Origin of the sequence: Nostoc sp. MG11 (assembly GCF_014904695.1) — a bacterium.
In the GTDB taxonomy this organism is placed as follows: Bacteria; Cyanobacteriota; Cyanobacteriia; order Cyanobacteriales; family Nostocaceae; genus Komarekiella.
On sequence record NZ_JACXXN010000011.1, the window covers coordinates 1 to 16,749 of the forward strand.

General features: G+C 43.3%; 18 protein-coding genes and 1 pseudogene. 10 read left to right on the plus strand and 9 right to left on the minus strand.

Features of this window, described 5'->3' with window-relative positions; genetic code table 11:
* Positions 1-599 precede the first annotated feature (599 nt).
* Together acsF and HCR01_RS17060 are read left to right on the plus strand one after the other, a co-directional pair.
* Positions 600-1,700 (plus strand): magnesium-protoporphyrin IX monomethyl ester (oxidative) cyclase, encoded by a 1,101-nt coding sequence (gene acsF, locus HCR01_RS17055; protein WP_193197329.1) that lies wholly within the window; start codon positions 600-602, stop codon positions 1,698-1,700.
* Between the two features lie 202 nt (positions 1,701-1,902).
* Entirely contained in the window at positions 1,903-2,571 is a 669-nt protein-coding gene (locus HCR01_RS17060; RefSeq protein ID WP_193197330.1) for a glutathione S-transferase family protein, read from the plus strand.
* Between the two features lie 51 nt (positions 2,572-2,622).
* Here the strand turns inward: HCR01_RS17060 and HCR01_RS17065 are convergent, their stop codons facing one another.
* From HCR01_RS17065 to HCR01_RS17075, 3 genes are all read right to left on the minus strand, one after another.
* Positions 2,623-3,246 carry a TenA family protein gene (locus tag HCR01_RS17065; protein ID WP_193197331.1) on the minus strand — a complete coding sequence of 208 codons (624 nt, stop codon included), beginning with the start codon at positions 3,244-3,246 and terminating at the stop codon, positions 2,623-2,625.
* Between the two features lie 97 nt (positions 3,247-3,343).
* Positions 3,344-4,114 (minus strand): pentapeptide repeat-containing protein, encoded by a 771-nt coding sequence (locus HCR01_RS17070; RefSeq protein WP_193197332.1) that lies wholly within the window; start codon positions 4,112-4,114, stop codon positions 3,344-3,346.
* A gap of 572 nt (positions 4,115-4,686) precedes the next feature.
* Entirely contained in the window at positions 4,687-5,697 is a 1,011-nt protein-coding gene (locus tag HCR01_RS17075; protein ID WP_193197466.1) for a DNA-methyltransferase, read from the minus strand.
* 84 nt (positions 5,698-5,781) lie between these two features.
* Between HCR01_RS17075 and HCR01_RS17080 the strand changes: the two genes are divergently transcribed.
* Together HCR01_RS17080 and HCR01_RS17085 are read left to right on the plus strand one after the other, a co-directional pair.
* Positions 5,782-5,994 (plus strand): helix-turn-helix domain-containing protein, encoded by a 213-nt coding sequence (locus tag HCR01_RS17080; RefSeq protein WP_193197333.1) that lies wholly within the window; start codon positions 5,782-5,784, stop codon positions 5,992-5,994.
* Positions 5,988-6,503, plus strand: coding sequence for a restriction endonuclease (locus HCR01_RS17085; protein WP_193197334.1), 516 nt, complete (start codon positions 5,988-5,990; stop codon positions 6,501-6,503). Before HCR01_RS17080 ends, HCR01_RS17085 begins: the two co-directional genes overlap by 7 nt.
* Before the next feature lie 38 nt (positions 6,504-6,541).
* Here HCR01_RS17085 and HCR01_RS17090 read toward each other — a convergent pair whose 3' ends face one another.
* Both HCR01_RS17090 and HCR01_RS17095 read right to left on the minus strand, forming a co-directional pair.
* Positions 6,542-7,057 (minus strand): hypothetical protein, encoded by a 516-nt coding sequence (locus HCR01_RS17090; protein ID WP_193197335.1) that lies wholly within the window; start codon positions 7,055-7,057, stop codon positions 6,542-6,544.
* The gene (locus HCR01_RS17095; RefSeq protein ID WP_193197336.1) at positions 7,044-8,147 is read right to left on the minus strand and encodes a helix-turn-helix domain-containing protein; all 1,104 of its coding nucleotides are present in this window, start codon (positions 8,145-8,147) and stop codon (positions 7,044-7,046) included. Before HCR01_RS17095 ends, HCR01_RS17090 begins: the two co-directional genes overlap by 14 nt.
* A 140-nt stretch (positions 8,148-8,287) precedes the next feature.
* Here HCR01_RS17095 and HCR01_RS17100 point away from each other — a divergent pair, with 140 nt between their 5' ends.
* Positions 8,288-8,455: a hypothetical protein gene (locus tag HCR01_RS17100; protein ID WP_193197337.1), complete on the plus strand. Its 168-nt coding sequence runs from the start codon at positions 8,288-8,290 to the stop codon at positions 8,453-8,455.
* A 329-nt stretch (positions 8,456-8,784) separates the two neighbouring features.
* Here HCR01_RS17100 and chlP read toward each other — a convergent pair whose 3' ends face one another.
* A complete protein-coding gene (gene chlP, locus HCR01_RS17105) occupies positions 8,785-10,005 on the minus strand; it encodes a geranylgeranyl reductase (protein ID WP_193197338.1) in 1,221 nt (406 codons plus the stop codon).
* A 446-nt stretch (positions 10,006-10,451) separates the two neighbouring features.
* On the opposite strand from chlP, the gene HCR01_RS17110 reads away from it, so the two are divergent.
* Together HCR01_RS17110 and HCR01_RS17115 are read left to right on the plus strand one after the other, a co-directional pair.
* Entirely contained in the window at positions 10,452-11,468 is a 1,017-nt protein-coding gene (locus HCR01_RS17110; protein ID WP_193197339.1) for a sulfate/molybdate ABC transporter ATP-binding protein, read from the plus strand.
* Between the two features lie 108 nt (positions 11,469-11,576).
* Positions 11,577-11,777, plus strand: coding sequence for a hypothetical protein (locus tag HCR01_RS17115; RefSeq protein WP_193197340.1), 201 nt, complete (start codon positions 11,577-11,579; stop codon positions 11,775-11,777).
* 50 nt (positions 11,778-11,827) lie between these two features.
* On the opposite strand, the gene HCR01_RS40015 is transcribed toward HCR01_RS17115, so the two are convergent.
* Together HCR01_RS40015 and HCR01_RS17120 are read right to left on the minus strand one after the other, a co-directional pair.
* Positions 11,828-11,962, minus strand: a complete 135-nt coding sequence (locus tag HCR01_RS40015; protein WP_264299914.1) for a hypothetical protein — start codon at positions 11,960-11,962, stop codon at positions 11,828-11,830.
* A 39-nt stretch (positions 11,963-12,001) separates the two neighbouring features.
* Entirely contained in the window at positions 12,002-12,586 is a 585-nt protein-coding gene (locus HCR01_RS17120; protein ID WP_193197341.1) for a Uma2 family endonuclease, read from the minus strand.
* A gap of 108 nt (positions 12,587-12,694) precedes the next feature.
* Here HCR01_RS17120 and HCR01_RS17125 point away from each other — a divergent pair, with 108 nt between their 5' ends.
* Entirely contained in the window at positions 12,695-13,918 is a 1,224-nt protein-coding gene (locus HCR01_RS17125) for an FAD-dependent monooxygenase (protein WP_226889400.1), read from the plus strand.
* 37 nt (positions 13,919-13,955) lie between these two features.
* Here the strand turns inward: HCR01_RS17125 and HCR01_RS17130 are convergent.
* Positions 13,956-14,612 (minus strand): annotated as a pseudogene (locus HCR01_RS17130) (class I SAM-dependent methyltransferase); the annotation flags it as partial.
* Between the two features lie 607 nt (positions 14,613-15,219).
* Here HCR01_RS17130 and HCR01_RS17135 point away from each other — a divergent pair.
* Together HCR01_RS17135 and ruvA are read left to right on the plus strand one after the other, a co-directional pair.
* Positions 15,220-15,969, plus strand: coding sequence for a sucrose-phosphate phosphatase (locus HCR01_RS17135; protein ID WP_193197343.1), 750 nt, complete (start codon positions 15,220-15,222; stop codon positions 15,967-15,969).
* The gene (gene ruvA, locus HCR01_RS17140) at positions 15,966-16,604 is read left to right on the plus strand and encodes a Holliday junction branch migration protein RuvA (RefSeq protein ID WP_193197344.1); all 639 of its coding nucleotides are present in this window, start codon (positions 15,966-15,968) and stop codon (positions 16,602-16,604) included. The genes HCR01_RS17135 and ruvA overlap by 4 nt, the downstream gene beginning before the upstream one ends.
* The last annotated feature ends 145 nt before the right edge of the window (positions 16,605-16,749 follow it).

The following is a 16,749-nucleotide window of genomic DNA, read 5'->3' on the forward strand; positions in this document are numbered from 1 at the left end:
AAACCAACTGCACGCAGCATTGCTCTATTGGGCGATCGCTGCACTCCTTGCGTCACTACTTGGCTTCTCAAATTCTCCGACATCTTTATTTCCTTCCCTGCCATCATCGCTTATGTTGCGATTGTATTACCTGATTTTCTCATGTATACGCGGCATTAGGAGACAGCAGATAAGTAGTCAAGGGTGAATGTCACTAAGATAAGGCAGGAGGCAGATCGCCCTTGGAAGAAGGCAGAAGGGAAAGAAAATCTCATAGCCGCAATCGCTTACATCATAAGGTTTTAAAATTCCTGCCTCACCCCAACAAACAGCTAAACAAGAGTGCCATTCGGATATACGGAAAAATTCCATATAATTCTCCCGTGAAGGGTAGTTATACGGAAAAATGCTCTACAATATGCCAAATACGGGTGTTATCAAGAAAATTTCTGTATATTCTGATAGAAAGAAGCTCTAATGCTCTATTTATCGTCATCAAGAAAAAGATTATATGGAAACTTTCCATAGAATAAATAGTTAGGCTGGAAATTATCGTTAGTTCTCAATCAATCAGGGAAATTATGTATCATCGAATGTAGAGAAATATATCTTTTGCTGAAATGAAAGACCTTTCAAAGAAAATAAATACGGTTAACTTTGAAGCTTCAGATCCTATCACTAAGGTTCTAGCGAAAGAAACTTCCATTTTCCCAAGATTTTATACAACTAATCTTAGGAAAATGTCCAAAATTGATACTTCAGTGTGTCAGGAAGCATTTAATACGGTTATTGGTGAATTAAAAAACGATCATAGCAAAAAGAAATTTATACGTAATGAAGAATTTAATCAGTCTTGGGATCAAATTCCAGGCGAAGTCCGAAACCTCATAATTGAGCTTATAGAAAGATTTTGTGCTTCTGAGTACTCTGGCTTCATATTATATAAAGAGCTATCCCATCAACTTAAGGAGACAAACAGCATCCTTTCAGACGGATTTTCCTTGATGTCTAGAGACGAAGCCCGTCATGCTGGTTTTCTGAATCAGGCTTTCCTCGATTTTCATATTAAACCTTGTTTAGACTTCCTGAAAAAAGGAAGAAGAAAGTATACTTTCCTACCATTTTCGTGGTTTATTTATACTACTTATTTATCTGAGATAATTTCTAGTTGTTATTACATAACAGTTTTCGAGCATCTAGAAGCCTACCCTGAATACTCTATCTATCCTCTTTTTAAATTTTACAAGGCATGGAGTGAAGATGAGAATAGGCATGGAGACTTTTTCGGGGCAATCATAAAATCACAATCACAGCTTTCTGATGGTTTAAAGGCAACATTATCCTGCAAGTTCTTTTTGCTATTGAGCTTCAGCATGATGTACTTAAAGTATAAACATCATAGTGAGTTCTATATGTTGCTTGGTTTAGATGCTCGCGAATACAGTATTCTCGTAATAAAGAAACTTAATAAAACTATTAAAAAGGATTTGCCGACAACTCTTGATGTTGAAAATCCGTATTTTTTTCAAAAACTGGATAATTGCATTTTACATATTGCAGAGAATGAAAAGATAAATGTATCAAGTCAGCATAAATTATTTCACATAATTAGGAAAATTCCGCATTATTTTTCTCTTCTATTAATTTTTCTAAGTCTATTTTGCATGAAATCAAATAATACTACTGTAGAGAATGGTCTAGGATTAGAAGATGCGGATTAATAACCTACAGATTCTTGGGCACTGGTGTAGCCTCTGCCAAGCCTAACAAGCGCCTGCACTCGGAACGGAGATTTACACTATTGTTGTGATGCAAACATTTTTCCTATCCGGGGACGCGCAGGCCGTTATGCGGCGCAGACGACAGCTAGCGTCATCGGCTGCTTTCGATCCACAGTTGACAATCAAAGATTAAGAAAAATCGATGAGCATAACGTTTTATTACGTTCCCATGTCCACATCGAGTATCACCGAAGCCGTTCTTGCAGAGCTTGGCACGCCGTGTGAGCGCGTGAAGCTCGACATCAGCGCGGGCGATACTAGAAAGCCAGACTTCCTCAAGGTTAACCCGAACGGAAGGGTTCCCGTGATTGTGCATGAGGGGACGCCGATTTGGGAGTCATCCGCCATCACGATGTACCTCGGTGAGGTCTTCGGCGTGGAGTCTAAGCTTTACCCCGAGCCGGGACTAAAGCGCGGCGAAGCGATGAAGTGGATCGCCTGGAGCAACGTCACGCTCGCCGAAGCAGCCGGACGATTGTCCGCGTCGTTGCCGACTAGCACTGAAGGAGCAGTCCAGTCTAACTCGTTGGACTGGGTGCCCCCTGAGCAGCGCAGCGCGAGCGCAGTGGAGAAGGCAAAGGCAGACCTTGCCGTCTGTCTCAGAATTCTCGACAGCGGACTAGAGGGGAAATCGTTCTTGCTCGGCGACTACAGTCTTGTGGACACGCATCTACAAGGCTTCGTCGGCTGGATCGGGACGATGGAGGTCGATCTGACGCCGTTCCCCAACGTCACGGGATGGCTACAGCGCTGTAGCGAGCGTCCAGCGATCGCGAAGCTGATGGAGGCTGAGGTCGAGAACGAAACCTAGAACCGCCCAAATCTGACACTTGTCAAAAGTCAAGAGTTATTTTCTTCCTCATCATGATTCTGCCCATGCAGCTTGGAAAAAGTCTCGCTCGCAAAACATAGCATAGCGATAAGTTGAATGGACTAAAGGTGTAACAGTAACGTAATTCTCAACCAAACTTTCTAATTGTTGCGCCAGTGGTTGAAAATCTGCACTGCTATAAGTACGAATCCAGTCTGCATATTGATGATTGGGGATGCCACTACTAGCCAACTCTTGTCCCAAAAAGGCATACAGACGCATACAGGGAGACATGGCCGCAGCAGTTAAACCCACATCTCCACCCCAAGCAGTGGCTAACAAAAAATCAGTATAGCGACGGGTGGCGGCTCCAGGCTCCACTGAGTGCAAATTGACTTCCCACTGAGCAGCATAACCTTCATGCAGTCGCAGTTCTTCTAAGACTCCACCAGCTAAGTTATGAAATGTGGTGAAACCTTCCCAATCAGGTGCTTTTGCTGCGGCTATGCTGTACGCACGGGCAAAGGCTTCCAAAAAAAAAGCATCTTGTCCTACGTAATAAGCAAACTTCGCCTGTTCAAGAGTACCGTCGCCAATGCCTTGAACAAAAGGATGCTCTAGACATGCTTGGGCTAAATCTTGATTTGCTGTCCACAATTGGCTGGATAAACTCATAATTTAATATTCAAGGGTCAAGAGTCAAAAGTCAAAAATCAAGAGTCGTTGATCATTAATTATTCTCTCCCCCTGCTCCCCCACTCTCTTCATCTTTCTAAAAGGGTAGAAACTGGAGCAAAACTGAGCCAAGACTTCCCAAAAAGTCGAAGAAACTGGGTTTACCAGTACTTACCTTCTCTGTTGGGGGTGTTTGCAGTTCTTTCATAAAAGCCTGTGCTGTTTGCATTCCAGGCCCATTGTTTTGGGTTGTAAACATTTTTTCAGCAATTTGAGCATCTTGAAATGCACCTTGCCTGTCCAAAGCTTGGTAGCGGGCGACACCACGCGCTAAATAAGCACCCGCATATTCAGGTTTAATGGCGATCGCTTGATTGAAATAACTGATTGCTTGCTGTTGGTTGCCTTTTTCTGCTTCTGCTACGCCCCAAGCGTAGAATTCTTCTGGTGTGGCAATTTGTGATGGGATACCAACTGCACCTTGGAAGTTAACCCCATTCAGGTAAGCACCTTTAAATTCTGCATTCGTTAAATAGGTATTTCTTAAATCAGCACCCGCCAGATTTGCACCACTGAGTTGAGCCTCGCTCAAGTTAACACCAAATAAACCAGCACCGCTCAAATTTGCACCCCTCAAATCAGCACCACTCAAGTTTGCACGGCTAAGATTAGCACCTGTGAGATTAGCACCGCTCAAATTGGCTCCAGATAATTCAGCCAATACTAAACCCGCGCTGGTTAGGTCACAGTTTTGACATTGTTTGGTTGCTAATAACTGTCTAACATGCTCAGAATTCGCTGCTTGGGCGGTTGTTGTTAAGCTGATGGTAGCTACAAATGTGGCTGTGGCAAAAATGTAGTTCTTCATATTCGGTGTCACTATAATCTCTTAATACTCAACATTAGCTGAGACTAATTTATACTCCAGTTTATGATATGAGCAACATGAACAGTTTGCCCTCTGTAGTTGCCATCACCGAAATAGTACCTTAGTGAGTGCTGTCTCTTGACTCTTGACAAATTACCAATGACAGCATTCACGAAAAATCTTACAACTCAAATAGGATTGCCATAGTATGATTCACTTGCTTATCTGGGAATAATAACTTTGTATATTACCGCTATCTAAAGAAACCAGTCCTTGGTTGATTACCGAGGGCTTTTTTTACTTGGCAAAATGGCAGCCCTTCAGATTAGAGAGTTGCTATGGTTTTGAAGTGGATATATTCCATGCGAAAAGTACTGACTTGCATTGCCCCTGGTTAGCTACCGGGGGTTTTTATTAAAGTATGAGGCGATCGCACTGTTACACATACCTCTTCAGGCGTTAACTTTCGTGTGCCTTACAGTATTACCGGAATTACCAAGAAGATGTCATTGCACAACGAGATGATTAGAGTTCTAAAGATTTGTGCGTAGTACTTCAGACCGATTGAGGTTTTAAATGTCCAAACTGAGAACAGTTTGCTTGTGATAATTGTTCAAATCTACTGATTTTCCTGCACAGATGAAATTATAAATAGTTTGCATCTCCAAAGTAGTATTTTCTTTGGTTAGAAATCGGAACGCAGAAGCAGCAAGATATTCGGGCTGTTCTTCAAAAGCTAACCACAGACGATTTTCAGCTTGTGCAACCTGACCAGTAGTGTTAGAACCAGCGAAAATATCTACTACTAAATCACCTGGATCTGTCAGGAAACGGATAAAGAATTCAGGAAGTTTGGCAGGAAACCTGGCGGGGTGCTGCTTAACCGAAACCGCCTTACAACCGTATAGATATTGACCGTTAGATTCGGTGTTGGAAATTTGCAACAGGTTAGATGGAATGGCTCCGCCGTTATCCTTGGCAAAGGCTTTACCAATGTCATGACCGGAAGGTCGTACTTTTGGTTTGTAAAACTTTTCTGGATCTTCCAGTAATTTCTTCATGCGATCGCTGTAGGGTGCAAGGACTTTTGTCACATCAGCCTTGGGAAACTCCGTCTTACTGAACCACCACACAGTATTCACCGAATCTTTAGCCCGCAGTTTGCGTTTATTAACCCACTCAATAGGGCTGGGCAGTTTAGACGGATTGTACCAATAAAAGTCTTCAGCTAAGAAAAAACCAATGTCATCACAAAAGCGTATAGGCACTCGATAGTTGTACAAGCTGCGGACAGGAACCCCTTTTTCATAAGCTCCACCCAAATCCACTACAAAACTGCCATCGTCACGTAGTTTTTTGTAAACGAGTGCGGCAAACTCGGTGAGCCAGTCCACATATTCGTGTTGTTCTTTGTTGCCGTATTCTTTCTTACGCTGAAGGGCAAAGGGTGGACTGGTTATAACTAGGTTAACACTACTATCTGGTAATTTTTGCAAGAGTTCACGGGAGTCGCCACAGTAAGCAGCTCCTTTGCGAGTGAAATAAGCAGGTTTTATGTCTTGTAAGCGTACGTTTGGGTTGATCACAAATGATACTTATAATCTGTAGACGTAAAGTAGTCAATAAAGCAATTCCGGTATATAACCGAAGAAAAAACAATTACCAAAATGAGGAAGTTATTTGCGGATAATCTACGGAAGGCACGGCAGGCTGGTGGCATCTCACAGGAGAGGCTGACAGAACTGGCTGGGCTGCGCCGCACTTACATTGGCTCAGAAGATCGAGGTGAAAGGAACATATCGATAGATAACATTGAACGGATTGCTACAGCCTTAGGTTTGAAACCAGTGGATTTGCTAGGGGGGGACAAGGAGTGCTAAAACCACATCCTGATCTAGAAACACTGGAGATACTGTTTCCTGCCATACAGCAGTACCAACAATTAGCATCGAAGCACGGTATTAACGACATTTTTCAGGATAATGGTGGCAAACTACTGCAAGTTCTGCTGATACTTGATTTGACTGTCCTTCCGGGGCGAGAGGGGAACGATGCCATCGATCTAGATGGAAATGAATACGAATTAAAATCAATCAATATTGAACTTACGAAAGGGTTCTCAACCCACCACCACATGAACCCTATTATCATTAACAAATATCGCCAGGTAGATTGGATTTTTGCCATTTATAAAAATATTGAAATACAAGCAATTTATCGTCTCCAACCGGCAAACTTAGAACCGTTTTATACTCTTTGGGAAACCAAGTGGCACACCGATGGACAGAAGGACATTAACAACCCAAAAATTCCCTTAAAGTATGTGATCGAGAATGGCGAATTGCTATATGGCACTCCTCCTAGCATCTTGACCAAAAGAAGACGATGATAACATCTAAAGCACTTAGTTTAACCACATTTTATTTTTTAGCTAGTGCCATACTTTTGTAAACTTGTTGTCCAATCTGTCAAAACTTTGGGAGAAATGTGTTTACCCCGCTTCTTGATTAATGAATCAGCCATTGCCGTCACCTCTATCACTGTTTTGTGTCCTGTCTCTACCATCTCAGTCAATAATCGCAGTGTTCTGGTGTAGGTAACACTGTATGCCTTGCAGGTTTCAACAACTAGCCCATCATCACTAGCACAAATCAGCAATTGATGACGGGCAATGGCAATTGTAGATCGATCCGCGACACTCAAAAGGGGCGCTCTAACCCTAAATTCTAGAAAACTGGCAAACATCTCTTCTGTGGAAAGAGCCAGAGGTGTTAAGTATTGGTTAGCAGCTTGGCGAGTTGGGGGTTCCAGTTGATCTGAGTCTAGAAGTTCCTGGGCAATGTACAACGGACTGTAGTGCTGTTGTAGCCACCCCCACTCGTTCAGCCAGCGAAAATCAATGAGTGCTGTTGCGTCAAGAATTGTTCCGTTAAGCGACTGCATAAACTTCATTTTCTTGACGACGCACCCGCAGTTTTTCAACAGTTAAGTTGAGAAGTTCTGCTGCTTTCATCTCTGAAATCTTGCCCAATTTTAAGGACTGCCAAATTAGAAATTCATAACGTTCATTTTCTGGATAATCATCCGCTGGCAGTGCTGGTGGTAATTCCATTGAGTTTTGCAAAGATGCACCATCATGTTGCTTTTTATAAATTGCACATATTTTGGCTTTCTCTTTAGCAAAATCAATGATTCCCATTTCTGCTAAACGATTTAAGATGGCTAGGTAACTCACCCGAAAATGGCGTTTAAGTTTGACAATATCTTGGGTAAGTGCGTACATCCGCTCAAATTCAGCTTGAGGTACAAGTAGATGACTAGCAAAGTAATTAGCTACTTTTTCTCGTGCTTTTTCTTCTTCTTTGGTTCCTTCTTCAATCAGGGTGTCCTGGTACTCTACACGGTGAAAGATTAGGTGTCCAATCTCATGTGCAAGGGTAAACAATTGACGTTCAATGGTGATGTTATGGGTATTTACCAAAACAAAAGCACCTTCAATATCACTACAAGCACTCAGACCAAAGAAACCTTTAATGGGAACGGAGGAGCGTAAAACTTTTAAGCCGATTTCTTCTACAGACTGAAACAGGTTGGCAATGGGAGCATCTCCCAAGCCCAGGCGATGGCGAAACAAAGCAGCTATTGTCTGAATGTGCTTTTCGTTGCCTTCTACTTGATGGCAAGGTGTACTTTCTGGGGTGTAGGTCGGTAAGCCAACGGCTTGTTCTAGGGCGTTATAAGTTTGCAGCATTCGTAGCACTTGGGCGGCAAACTGAGCATTTTTATTAAAAGAAACATGAGCGCGGAACCGGAAGTTGGGTAGTCCTTCACCTTGTGAGCGTAGCAAGTCATCGAGTGTAATGCCCAAAGCATTCGCCAGAGCAGAGAGGATTTTGCTGTCTGGTAAAGTTTTGGCGTTCTCGTAGTTATTGATGCTCTGGCGAGTTACCCCAGCTTGTTCTGCAAGTTGCTCTTGAGACAAGCCTAGACTTTTACGGTAGCGGATCAGGTTCGCAGCAATGATCTCTTTCATGGCTGATTCTTTCCTGCGTTAGTGTAGCGGCTCCGTTAGGAGCATCGCTATAAGTGTCAAAGTTGTTGATGCTATTTATTCTAATTATAATAGGAAATGTCAAAGTAGTTTTACATCAATCTTAAGGAAGTGATAAAGATATGGCAAAGAATACAGGTAACGGTTATCGCCGTGGTGCTGTGGACAAACGCAGCCAAACTTACAACCCTGTAACCGAACAATGGGTAAAGCGTAATGCTGAAACCGGACGGTTTATGGACGTGAAGCAAAGCGGAGAACCTTTTAAAGGTATTCGTAAAGAAGACTAATACCAAATTGCGTTCAATCTCCACAATTAATTGAACGCAACTCGGTATAGGTCTTAGGTTTAGTTTATTGAAGGGGTGGTATTACACTCATAGCCCACTCCTTCAGTTCTCTTCATTAGATCTACGAAATATCTACCAATAAATTTTTATAAAATATTTTGCAATCGCTAAATTGGTTGCTTTGTTTATTGCCAAGCTAATACTAAGTGCTCTAGTAGACAAAAATAGCAAAGGAGCAGACAATTCACAATTCAACATTGTAAATTATCTGCTCCAATCTCACTACTCAGCACGGGCTAAACGCCTCGCTACCGCGCTTCAGCACTCAACTAGGGAGCAAGAGCATTACCCCGAATTAAGCTACCAATAGTTTTGGCAGTAATTTTCATTTGGGTGATGGGATTAGCTGGGACAACAGTCTTATATAGATAACTATCGAATGTTAACCGCTGTACATCAAGATCACCGCACATTTCTACAAACGCTTCGCGGGTGGCGTCAGAACGATAGAACACGCTTTGCAGAATGTCCAACACTTTGTAAGTGAGTCCGTATTTTTTATCCCAACGCTTCAGATAAATCTTGAGATCCCCTTCTGTGGGAATACGGTTGCCACTGTTAGAAGCTTCTACAATGACTTCAGCACACATCCGCCCAGACTTAGCGGCAAAGTAAATACCTTCACCAGATGACTTGGTAACGTAGCCAGCAGCATCTCCGACTAAAGCGATTCGACCGACAACGCGACGAGGACGGGGGTGTTCGGGAATGGGGTGCGCTTCTACTTTGATAATTTGACCGCCTGCGAGTTTTTCGGAAGCGCGGGCCCGGATACCTGCTTGCAACTGTTTGATGCTGGCTTTATTAACGTGCATTGTGCCAGTACCAACAGCTACGTGGTCATATTTGGGGAAAACCCAAGCGTAGAAGTCAGTAGAAACATCATCACCGACATACATTTCGGCGAGGTCGTTATAGTATGCCATTTTGTCTTGGGGTAAGCGAATGCGCTCTTGGAAAGCGATCGCATAATTGTAATCCCCAGCATCCATTTCTTTGGCAATACGGGAATTTGCCCCATCTGCCCCAATAATTAAATCCACTTTCAGGGTTTTGGCAATCCCTTGTGCGCCGCCTTCTGTATGGTCAACGTAATGGATGGTATAGGGGTCAGTATTATTAGTGGGTATATCGAGTTTATGAACAGTGGCATTAATTAAATTTGCGCCTAGTTTTGCCGCGCGATCGCGCAGGAAGCCATCCAGCACCTCACGGCGGCACATTCCTATATATTCATCTTCTTTTATCAGATTGATATCAACCTCGCGATTCGAGGGCGAAATCATCTTCATCTTTCGGACTCGACGGTCAATAATCTCTGGTGGTAAGTCAAATTCGCTCACCATACAGAGGGGAATTGCACCCCCACAAGGCTTAGCATTGTCTAGCTTCCGCTCAAACAGATAGGTTTCGATCCCTGATGCAGCCAGTGTTTCAGCGGCAGATGAACCAGCAGGGCCCGACCCAATAACAGCAACCCGTAGTGTCAAAGGTCTTTCTCCCAATCTTCACATTTACCGAAAGCATCGTATCACGGTCTTTTGGCTGATTTTGCGCTCTACCTCCAGGTTTCGACTGAAATGCAATATACCTTAATATTTCGATACAAACAGTGCGATCGCGAATTGGGAATTGTAAATTTATCCCCTTTCTTGTTTCCATTGGGTCATTATCAAGTATGCAAATTTGATTTTTCGCTTCTCTGACTAACAAGTTAGTGGTCTGCCAAGCCAAAAATGCTGGGTGAGGGCTGGGGAAAGGTTAAAGGGAATGTGAGTTAAAAACATGCACCTCTTTACCCCGCAAAGGGAACTTGGCGAACAGCTAGCATCGCTGCAATTACTAAATCTTGTTAATCTAAACGCAATTGTCTATGGTATATGTAAGACACGGTAAACCCAGCAAAAAACCGTAGATTGTTGCAGAGGTAGTAGCAGTGGGCATAGTAGTTGAAAACGTATCCAAGCAATTTGGGAGTTTCAAGGCAGTTGATCAGGTCAGCCTAGAAATTAAGAGTGGTTCGCTGGTTGCCTTACTAGGGCCATCAGGCTCAGGTAAATCTACCCTGCTACGATTAATTGCGGGTTTAGAGATGCCAGATAGTGGCAAAATCTTGCTGACTGGGAAAGACGCTACTTATCAAAGTGTGCAAGAGCGGAATATTGGGTTTGTGTTTCAACACTATGCCCTATTTAAGCATTTGACTGTACGGCAAAATATTGCTTTTGGCTTAGAAATTCGCAAGGCGCCAACAAAAAAGATTAAAGGGCGAGTAGAACAATTGCTGGAATTGGTGCAGTTGAGCGGACTAGGCGATCGCTACCCATCACAACTTTCTGGTGGTCAAAGACAACGGGTAGCCTTAGCAAGATCACTAGCTGTAGAACCCGACGTTTTATTGCTAGATGAACCTTTTGGCGCACTCGATGCTAAAGTCCGTAAAGACTTGCGGGCATGGTTACGCCGCCTCCATGATGAAGTACATGTTACCACTGTTTTCGTCACCCACGACCAAGAAGAAGCAATGGAAGTCTCTGACGAAGTTGTGGTTATGAATCAAGGGCGTGTAGAACAGGTAGGGACGCCAGCAGAAATTTACGATAATCCTGCCACAGCATTTGTGATGAGCTTCATTGGCCCGGTGAACGTGTTACCCAGCACCTCAAAGATTTTCCAAAGCAGTGGGTTTGATTCGCCACATCCAGAAGTATTTTTGCGTCCGCAAGATGTGATTGTGGAAAAGGTTGCCAACGGCGCTACTGCACCTGCTACAGTCAGCCGTTTGATACATTTGGGTTGGGAAATTCAAGTGGAATTAACGTTAGATGATGGGCAAGTAGTGACAGCACATCTAACACGCGATCGCTTTAACCAATTGGAGTTAGAACCGCAACAACGGGTGTATGTGAAGCCGAAGGATGCGAAATCTTTTCCCCTGTATTATTCGATTTAGCGATTCTAGATACTTTTGTCATAAGACAGGCGATCGCGCCTCAGCCATGTTAATTGCTAATGCTAAAATTGCCTAAAATTGGAATAGGGTCAAACAAGAGAACTACAAATGACGACAAAAGAACAAATCCAAGCTGAAATAGACAGCCTTAGTGACGAGTATCTTAATGAGTTATATCTTTTAATCAAAGATTTTGCTCAATCTAAACAACAGCCTAAAAAAACCAGCTTCATGTCTAAATTAAAACAGATAAAAATAGAAGCGCCAGAAAACTTTGCTGCCCATCTCGATTTATATTTAGACGGTTAAAAGTTTGTCTAATCAGCTATTTACTGATACTTTATTTGTTGTAGCGCTGATTAATCAACGTGATCAATATCACCAACAAGCCTCAAAATTAGCAGATAAATTTGAAGTATAAATGCTATCGGGTTGATGCCAGAAAATGCGTAGGCGATCGCGCAGCGTCTCCTAGAGAAGCCCGTCGTAGACATTGCATCAATGCATCAATATAGATTGTCGATAATTCACCTTTAACTCAAAGCCACCATCGGTAACATCTCCAATACCGCAATCTGCAAATCAGGAAATTCTAACGGTGAAATAATCCTATCTTCACTCAAAATTACTTTACTTTGATAGCCATCCTGAGTTGGTTTCCGAAATACATATAATTGACGGCTAACCACATCTAGCACCCAATAATCTTTAATTCCCGCCTTTGAGTAGGCTTTGGCTTTGGTTTCACAGTCCAATTTCAGGCTGCTATCTGCTACCTCAATAATTAGATAAACTTCAGGCGGGGTAGGATGGTGGTCTGCATAGTCCAGCGGATCTACTTTAACTACAGCAATATCCGGTTCTGGCTCAGACCTTTCATTTAACTTAATTGGATCTTGAATAGATACCCAAGCTCGATTTCCTAGTCTGTTTTTCAGTAAATAATCTGTTCTCCCTACTGCTGACCGATGGGCTGTCCCTTTTGCACTCATCCAGATTATGTTCCCTTCTAAGAGTTCCACTCGTTCATCTGCACCAAAAATCCCAGCCTCAGCCATCCGGTGGTATTCCTCAACTGTCCACAGGCGAAGTCTTAATGTCGTGTCTGTGTTTTGCATAGCTTATTTAACAATTGTGAGAAGCGATTAATATCCTAGCATTTTTAACTTGACATATCCAAAATAGTATGATATGCAGACAAAACAAATAAAAACATTTTAAAGGTAATGACTCAAGTTGTAATTGTTGGGGCTGGGCCCACTGGTGCAACACTGGCACTCCTGCTTGTGAAACGGGGTATTACAGTCAAACTAATCGAAGCATCCCGTAACTTCCGGCGAGTTTTTCGCGGTGAGGGGCTAATGCCCAGTGGATTAGATGCCCTAGAGCAAATGGGATTGTTGCCCGTGTTAGAACACGTTCCTCATCGCTCTCTTGATGCCTGGGAGTTCTTGATCAATAAGCGATCGCTATTTCGAGTTGAGGAACCAATGGAACCCAATGGTAAACCAGTCATGCTCGTTTCACAGCCAGCCCTCTTAGAAGCGCTGATAGAACAAGCAAGCACCTATCCCAATTTTGAGTTAGTGCAGAGTGAACCTGTACAAGATTTGCTGTGGAGCGATTCATCTTCGCCCACACTGGGTGAACGCCGGGTTACTGGCGTCAAGCTAGGGAACAATCGCACTATTTCTGCGGATTTAGTCATTGGGGCAGATGGACGTAATTCCATTGTGCGGCAGCGAGCAAACTTAACTCTAGATCAGCAATCTCAAAGTTTTAATATTCTTTGGTTCAAGTTGGCAGATAGTCCGCGTTTTGAGTCGGAAAATGTCTTTTACTCAGTTGTAAGCGGTCGTCACGCTTTTGGATTATTTCGCAGCTCGGAGGGTAATCTTCAGGTGGGCTGGTCACTCTATGAGGATTCTCCAATAGACTGGAAGCAAGTCGATTGGGCTGAGATGTTGGCGTCTGTGTCACCTCCTTGGTTAGCCGAGCATTTCCGACAAAATGCCGAAACCATTGAGCGGCCAGTATTGCTATCGGTTGTAGTCGGTCGTTGTCCGCGCTGGTCTGTACCAGGGTTACTACTGTTGGGCGATGCGGCTCATCCAATGTCACCTATCCGCGCTCAGGGTATCAATATGGCATTGCGGGATGTGATTGTTGCAGCCAACCATCTAGTTCCTCTATTGCGTGAGGAAGCAGAACACGCAGATATTGATGCGACATTACCACAGATTCAAGCTAAACGAGATCCAGAAATTGTGCGATCGCAACAACTTCAAAGTGAAGAAGCGGCTCAGGCTGAACGGCTGACTAAAAGCGCCCTGCTGCAATCGTTAGTAAGCAAGCTAGCTCCCGTCCTCCGCCAGCCCGTTCGCCAGTCTTGGCTGAAACGACAGCGCAAGCTACGCCAAGGAGTATTGCAGATGAAGTTAACTGTTTAATACATAAATACTCAGTATAAGCAGGTGTAAAACTAGTTACTTCTAAAATTTTCAATCCAGCGCGTGTCAACATCTCTTCAATAATCCAGACAAAAGTACTGTGTTCTTCACGCACATGCATTTCAAAGTCTTTAGCTGTCCAACCTTGACCTTGAGGTTTTGCCACCTGTTTGATCCATTCATTGATTGAAGTTTCGTATTCTGTAGGTGGGAATGAAAAAACTGCATCCCGTAGATAGAAAATACCATTAGGCTTTAGCAGCGCAGCTATCCTCAAAAAAGCAATCATCTTCCAAAAATCTGGCAAGATGTGAAGCGCATTCTTGGTGACAACGAAATCAACAGGTTCATCTTGATGTTGATAAGTTAAGAAACCTGCTTGGTGAAATTTGATATTAGTAACACCAAATGTTTTAGCCTTTCGCTGAGCATAATTTAGCATGGCTTGTGAGATATCAATAGCGTGTACAGAAGCACCAACTAGTGAAGCCTGAATTGCGAAAGTACCTGTACCTGCTCCGAAATCGATAATAGTGTGCTTTGAAGAAATGTTTAGGCGAGTGACTAAAGCCTGTTCTTTCTCTGGCGTACTTGATGTCTGATTACGGTCATAAGCTTCAACTTGTGCTACATCCTCGAAGTCAACACCAGCCATTTTAGACTCATCGAAGTACCAAGCGGGAAAGCTGTTCATTTTGCTATCTCTTTGTGGACTTAGTTTTCAGCCTAACTCTTTGTGCGATCGCACTTAGTACTTTGTCAATTTAGTTTCGAGGGTTTGTAGTAGGTACTAGGACTTACGCACTGAAGCCTGAAACTTAGATCCCCCCTAGCCCACGCCAGTCGCTCCACTTGGGGAGACCCCATCGCATGATTGCGTCTCCCCAACTCTTGGAGACGCTACGCGAAGGGAGAAGACCGCGCTGGCTCCCCTTAAAAAGGGGGGAACTTCTAAAGCCCCCTTTTTAAGGGGGTTGGGGGATCTGAGTGCGTAAGTCCTGGGTACTTTATTTAGTACTTACTACAATCAGGACTAAAGCCCTTACTACGAATTTACTTATCCATCAATTTAAACTTGACGCACTACTAGCAGCAAAGATAAAGCATAGATTAATCCGTCGTTTTTGACTAAATACTATAGAGAGTCTGGGTCTTTTTGACCTTTGAAAGAATTCTTGCATTAGTACGAATACACAAGAGCCAAAATCTGGTAGATTAACTCGGAACGCATGGGTTACATCTGGCTAATTTTGAGGATTTTAGGTATTTCTGCAACTACTAAATTGGGGGAAATTAAAGCTATGAAACCATTTCTTTTTGTAACCGACCTGGATCACACCCTCGTAGGCAATGACAACGCTTTAGCAGAACTAACCCAACTACTCAGTGAACATCGCCAAGAATACGGCACTAAAATTGTTTATGCTACTGGGCGATCGCCTCTACTTTACAGAGAACTCCAAGTTGAAAAAAATCTTTTGCAACCTGATGCTCTTGTCCTTTCTGTAGGTACAGAAATTTACTTTGATAATAACGAGACTCCAGATTCAGACTGGTCAGAAATCCTTTCACCAGGCTGGGAACGAGAAAAAGTATTATCTATTACTAGTAAATACACTGAGCTAGCTCTGCAACCAGACTCAGAACAGCGTCCCTTCAAAGTAAGTTTTTTCCTGCAACAAGATTCGGCTACAAATGTCTTACCACAACTTGAGTCAGAGTTGCAGAAATATAAATTAAATATAAAGTTAATCTATAGTAGCGGTATTGACCTTGACATTGTACCCCGTACCAGCGATAAAGGTCAGGCAATGCAGTTTCTCCGCCAAAAGTGGAAATTTGCAGCAGAACAAACAGTTGTCTGTGGTGATTCGGGTAATGATATTGCTTTATTTGCTGTAGGCAACGAACGGGGAATCATTGTTGGGAATGCGCGTCCAGAGCTACTCCAATGGCACAACGAGTATCCCGCTGACTATCGCTACCTGGCAAATGGTTTTTGTGCAGGTGGAATTATCGAAGGTTTGAAATATTTTGGTTTATTGAAATGATTAGTTATCTTAAAGGTCTTGTTGCTGGTATCCAAACAATTGGTGCTAATCGCGTGATTCTGACTCTAGAAGTAAATGGCTTGGGGTATGACTTGCAAATTCCTCAACGGTTAGCGCAGCAATTACCCACAACCGGAGACTTAGTACAAATCTTTACTCATTACCAAATTCGTGAAGAAGTACCGTTACTCTATGGCTTTGCTTCGCCAGCAGAACGCGATTTATTTCGTCACTTACTGACTGTCAGCGGTATTGGTGCATCTTTAGCGATCGCCCTGTTGGACACTTTGGAACTACCAGATTTAGTCCAAGCAATTATCGCAGGCAATGTACAAGTCTTAATTCAAGCTCCCGGTGTTGGCAAAAAAATCGCAGAACGCATCTGTCTGGAACTCAAAAGCAAGTTAGTCGAATGGCGCAAATCAGCCGGGTTCTTCGTCGCCACAGGTGGCCCAGCCCCCGGAATTCTCGAAGAGGTGCAAATGACCCTTTTCGCCTTGGGATATACTGCCCATGAAGTCAGTCACGCCTTACATGTGGTAAGTGAAGACATTGGACTACCGAAAGATGCTTATGTGGAAGATTGGATTAAACAAGCGATCGCCCATCTTAGCAGCAGTGAACAACTTCAATAGTCATTTTTCATTGGTCATTTGTTAAGAGTCAAGGGGAGCCACTGCGTTGGGCGGCTCTGCCGACTTGTACCCCTGCGGGGAAGCAAGCTACGCGCAGCGTCTCCGGGAGGAGAAGCAAGTGGCGTTCAAGAGTCAAGAGTCATTT

Excerpts from the sequence above, each read along its gene's own strand:
- acsF (WP_193197329.1), top strand. The coding sequence starts at position 600 with ATGAAAGACCTTTCAAAGAAAATAAATACGGTTAACTTTGAAGCTTCA.
- HCR01_RS17060 (WP_193197330.1), top strand. The coding sequence starts at position 1,903 with ATGAGCATAACGTTTTATTACGTTCCCATGTCCACATCGAGTATCACC.
- HCR01_RS17065 (WP_193197331.1), bottom strand. The coding sequence starts at position 3,246 with ATGAGTTTATCCAGCCAATTGTGGACAGCAAATCAAGATTTAGCCCAA.
- HCR01_RS17070 (WP_193197332.1), bottom strand. The coding sequence starts at position 4,114 with ATGAAGAACTACATTTTTGCCACAGCCACATTTGTAGCTACCATCAGC.
- HCR01_RS17080 (WP_193197333.1), top strand. The coding sequence starts at position 5,782 with ATGAGGAAGTTATTTGCGGATAATCTACGGAAGGCACGGCAGGCTGGT.
- HCR01_RS17090 (WP_193197335.1), bottom strand. The coding sequence starts at position 7,057 with ATGCAGTCGCTTAACGGAACAATTCTTGACGCAACAGCACTCATTGAT.
- HCR01_RS17095 (WP_193197336.1), bottom strand. The coding sequence starts at position 8,147 with ATGAAAGAGATCATTGCTGCGAACCTGATCCGCTACCGTAAAAGTCTA.
- HCR01_RS17100 (WP_193197337.1), top strand. The coding sequence starts at position 8,288 with ATGGCAAAGAATACAGGTAACGGTTATCGCCGTGGTGCTGTGGACAAA.
- HCR01_RS17115 (WP_193197340.1), top strand. The coding sequence starts at position 11,577 with ATGACGACAAAAGAACAAATCCAAGCTGAAATAGACAGCCTTAGTGAC.
- HCR01_RS40015 (WP_264299914.1), bottom strand. The coding sequence starts at position 11,962 with ATGTCTACGACGGGCTTCTCTAGGAGACGCTGCGCGATCGCCTACGCA.
- HCR01_RS17120 (WP_193197341.1), bottom strand. The coding sequence starts at position 12,586 with ATGCAAAACACAGACACGACATTAAGACTTCGCCTGTGGACAGTTGAG.
- HCR01_RS17125 (WP_226889400.1), top strand. The coding sequence starts at position 12,695 with ATGACTCAAGTTGTAATTGTTGGGGCTGGGCCCACTGGTGCAACACTG.
- HCR01_RS17135 (WP_193197343.1), top strand. The coding sequence starts at position 15,220 with ATGAAACCATTTCTTTTTGTAACCGACCTGGATCACACCCTCGTAGGC.
- ruvA (WP_193197344.1), top strand. The coding sequence starts at position 15,966 with ATGATTAGTTATCTTAAAGGTCTTGTTGCTGGTATCCAAACAATTGGT.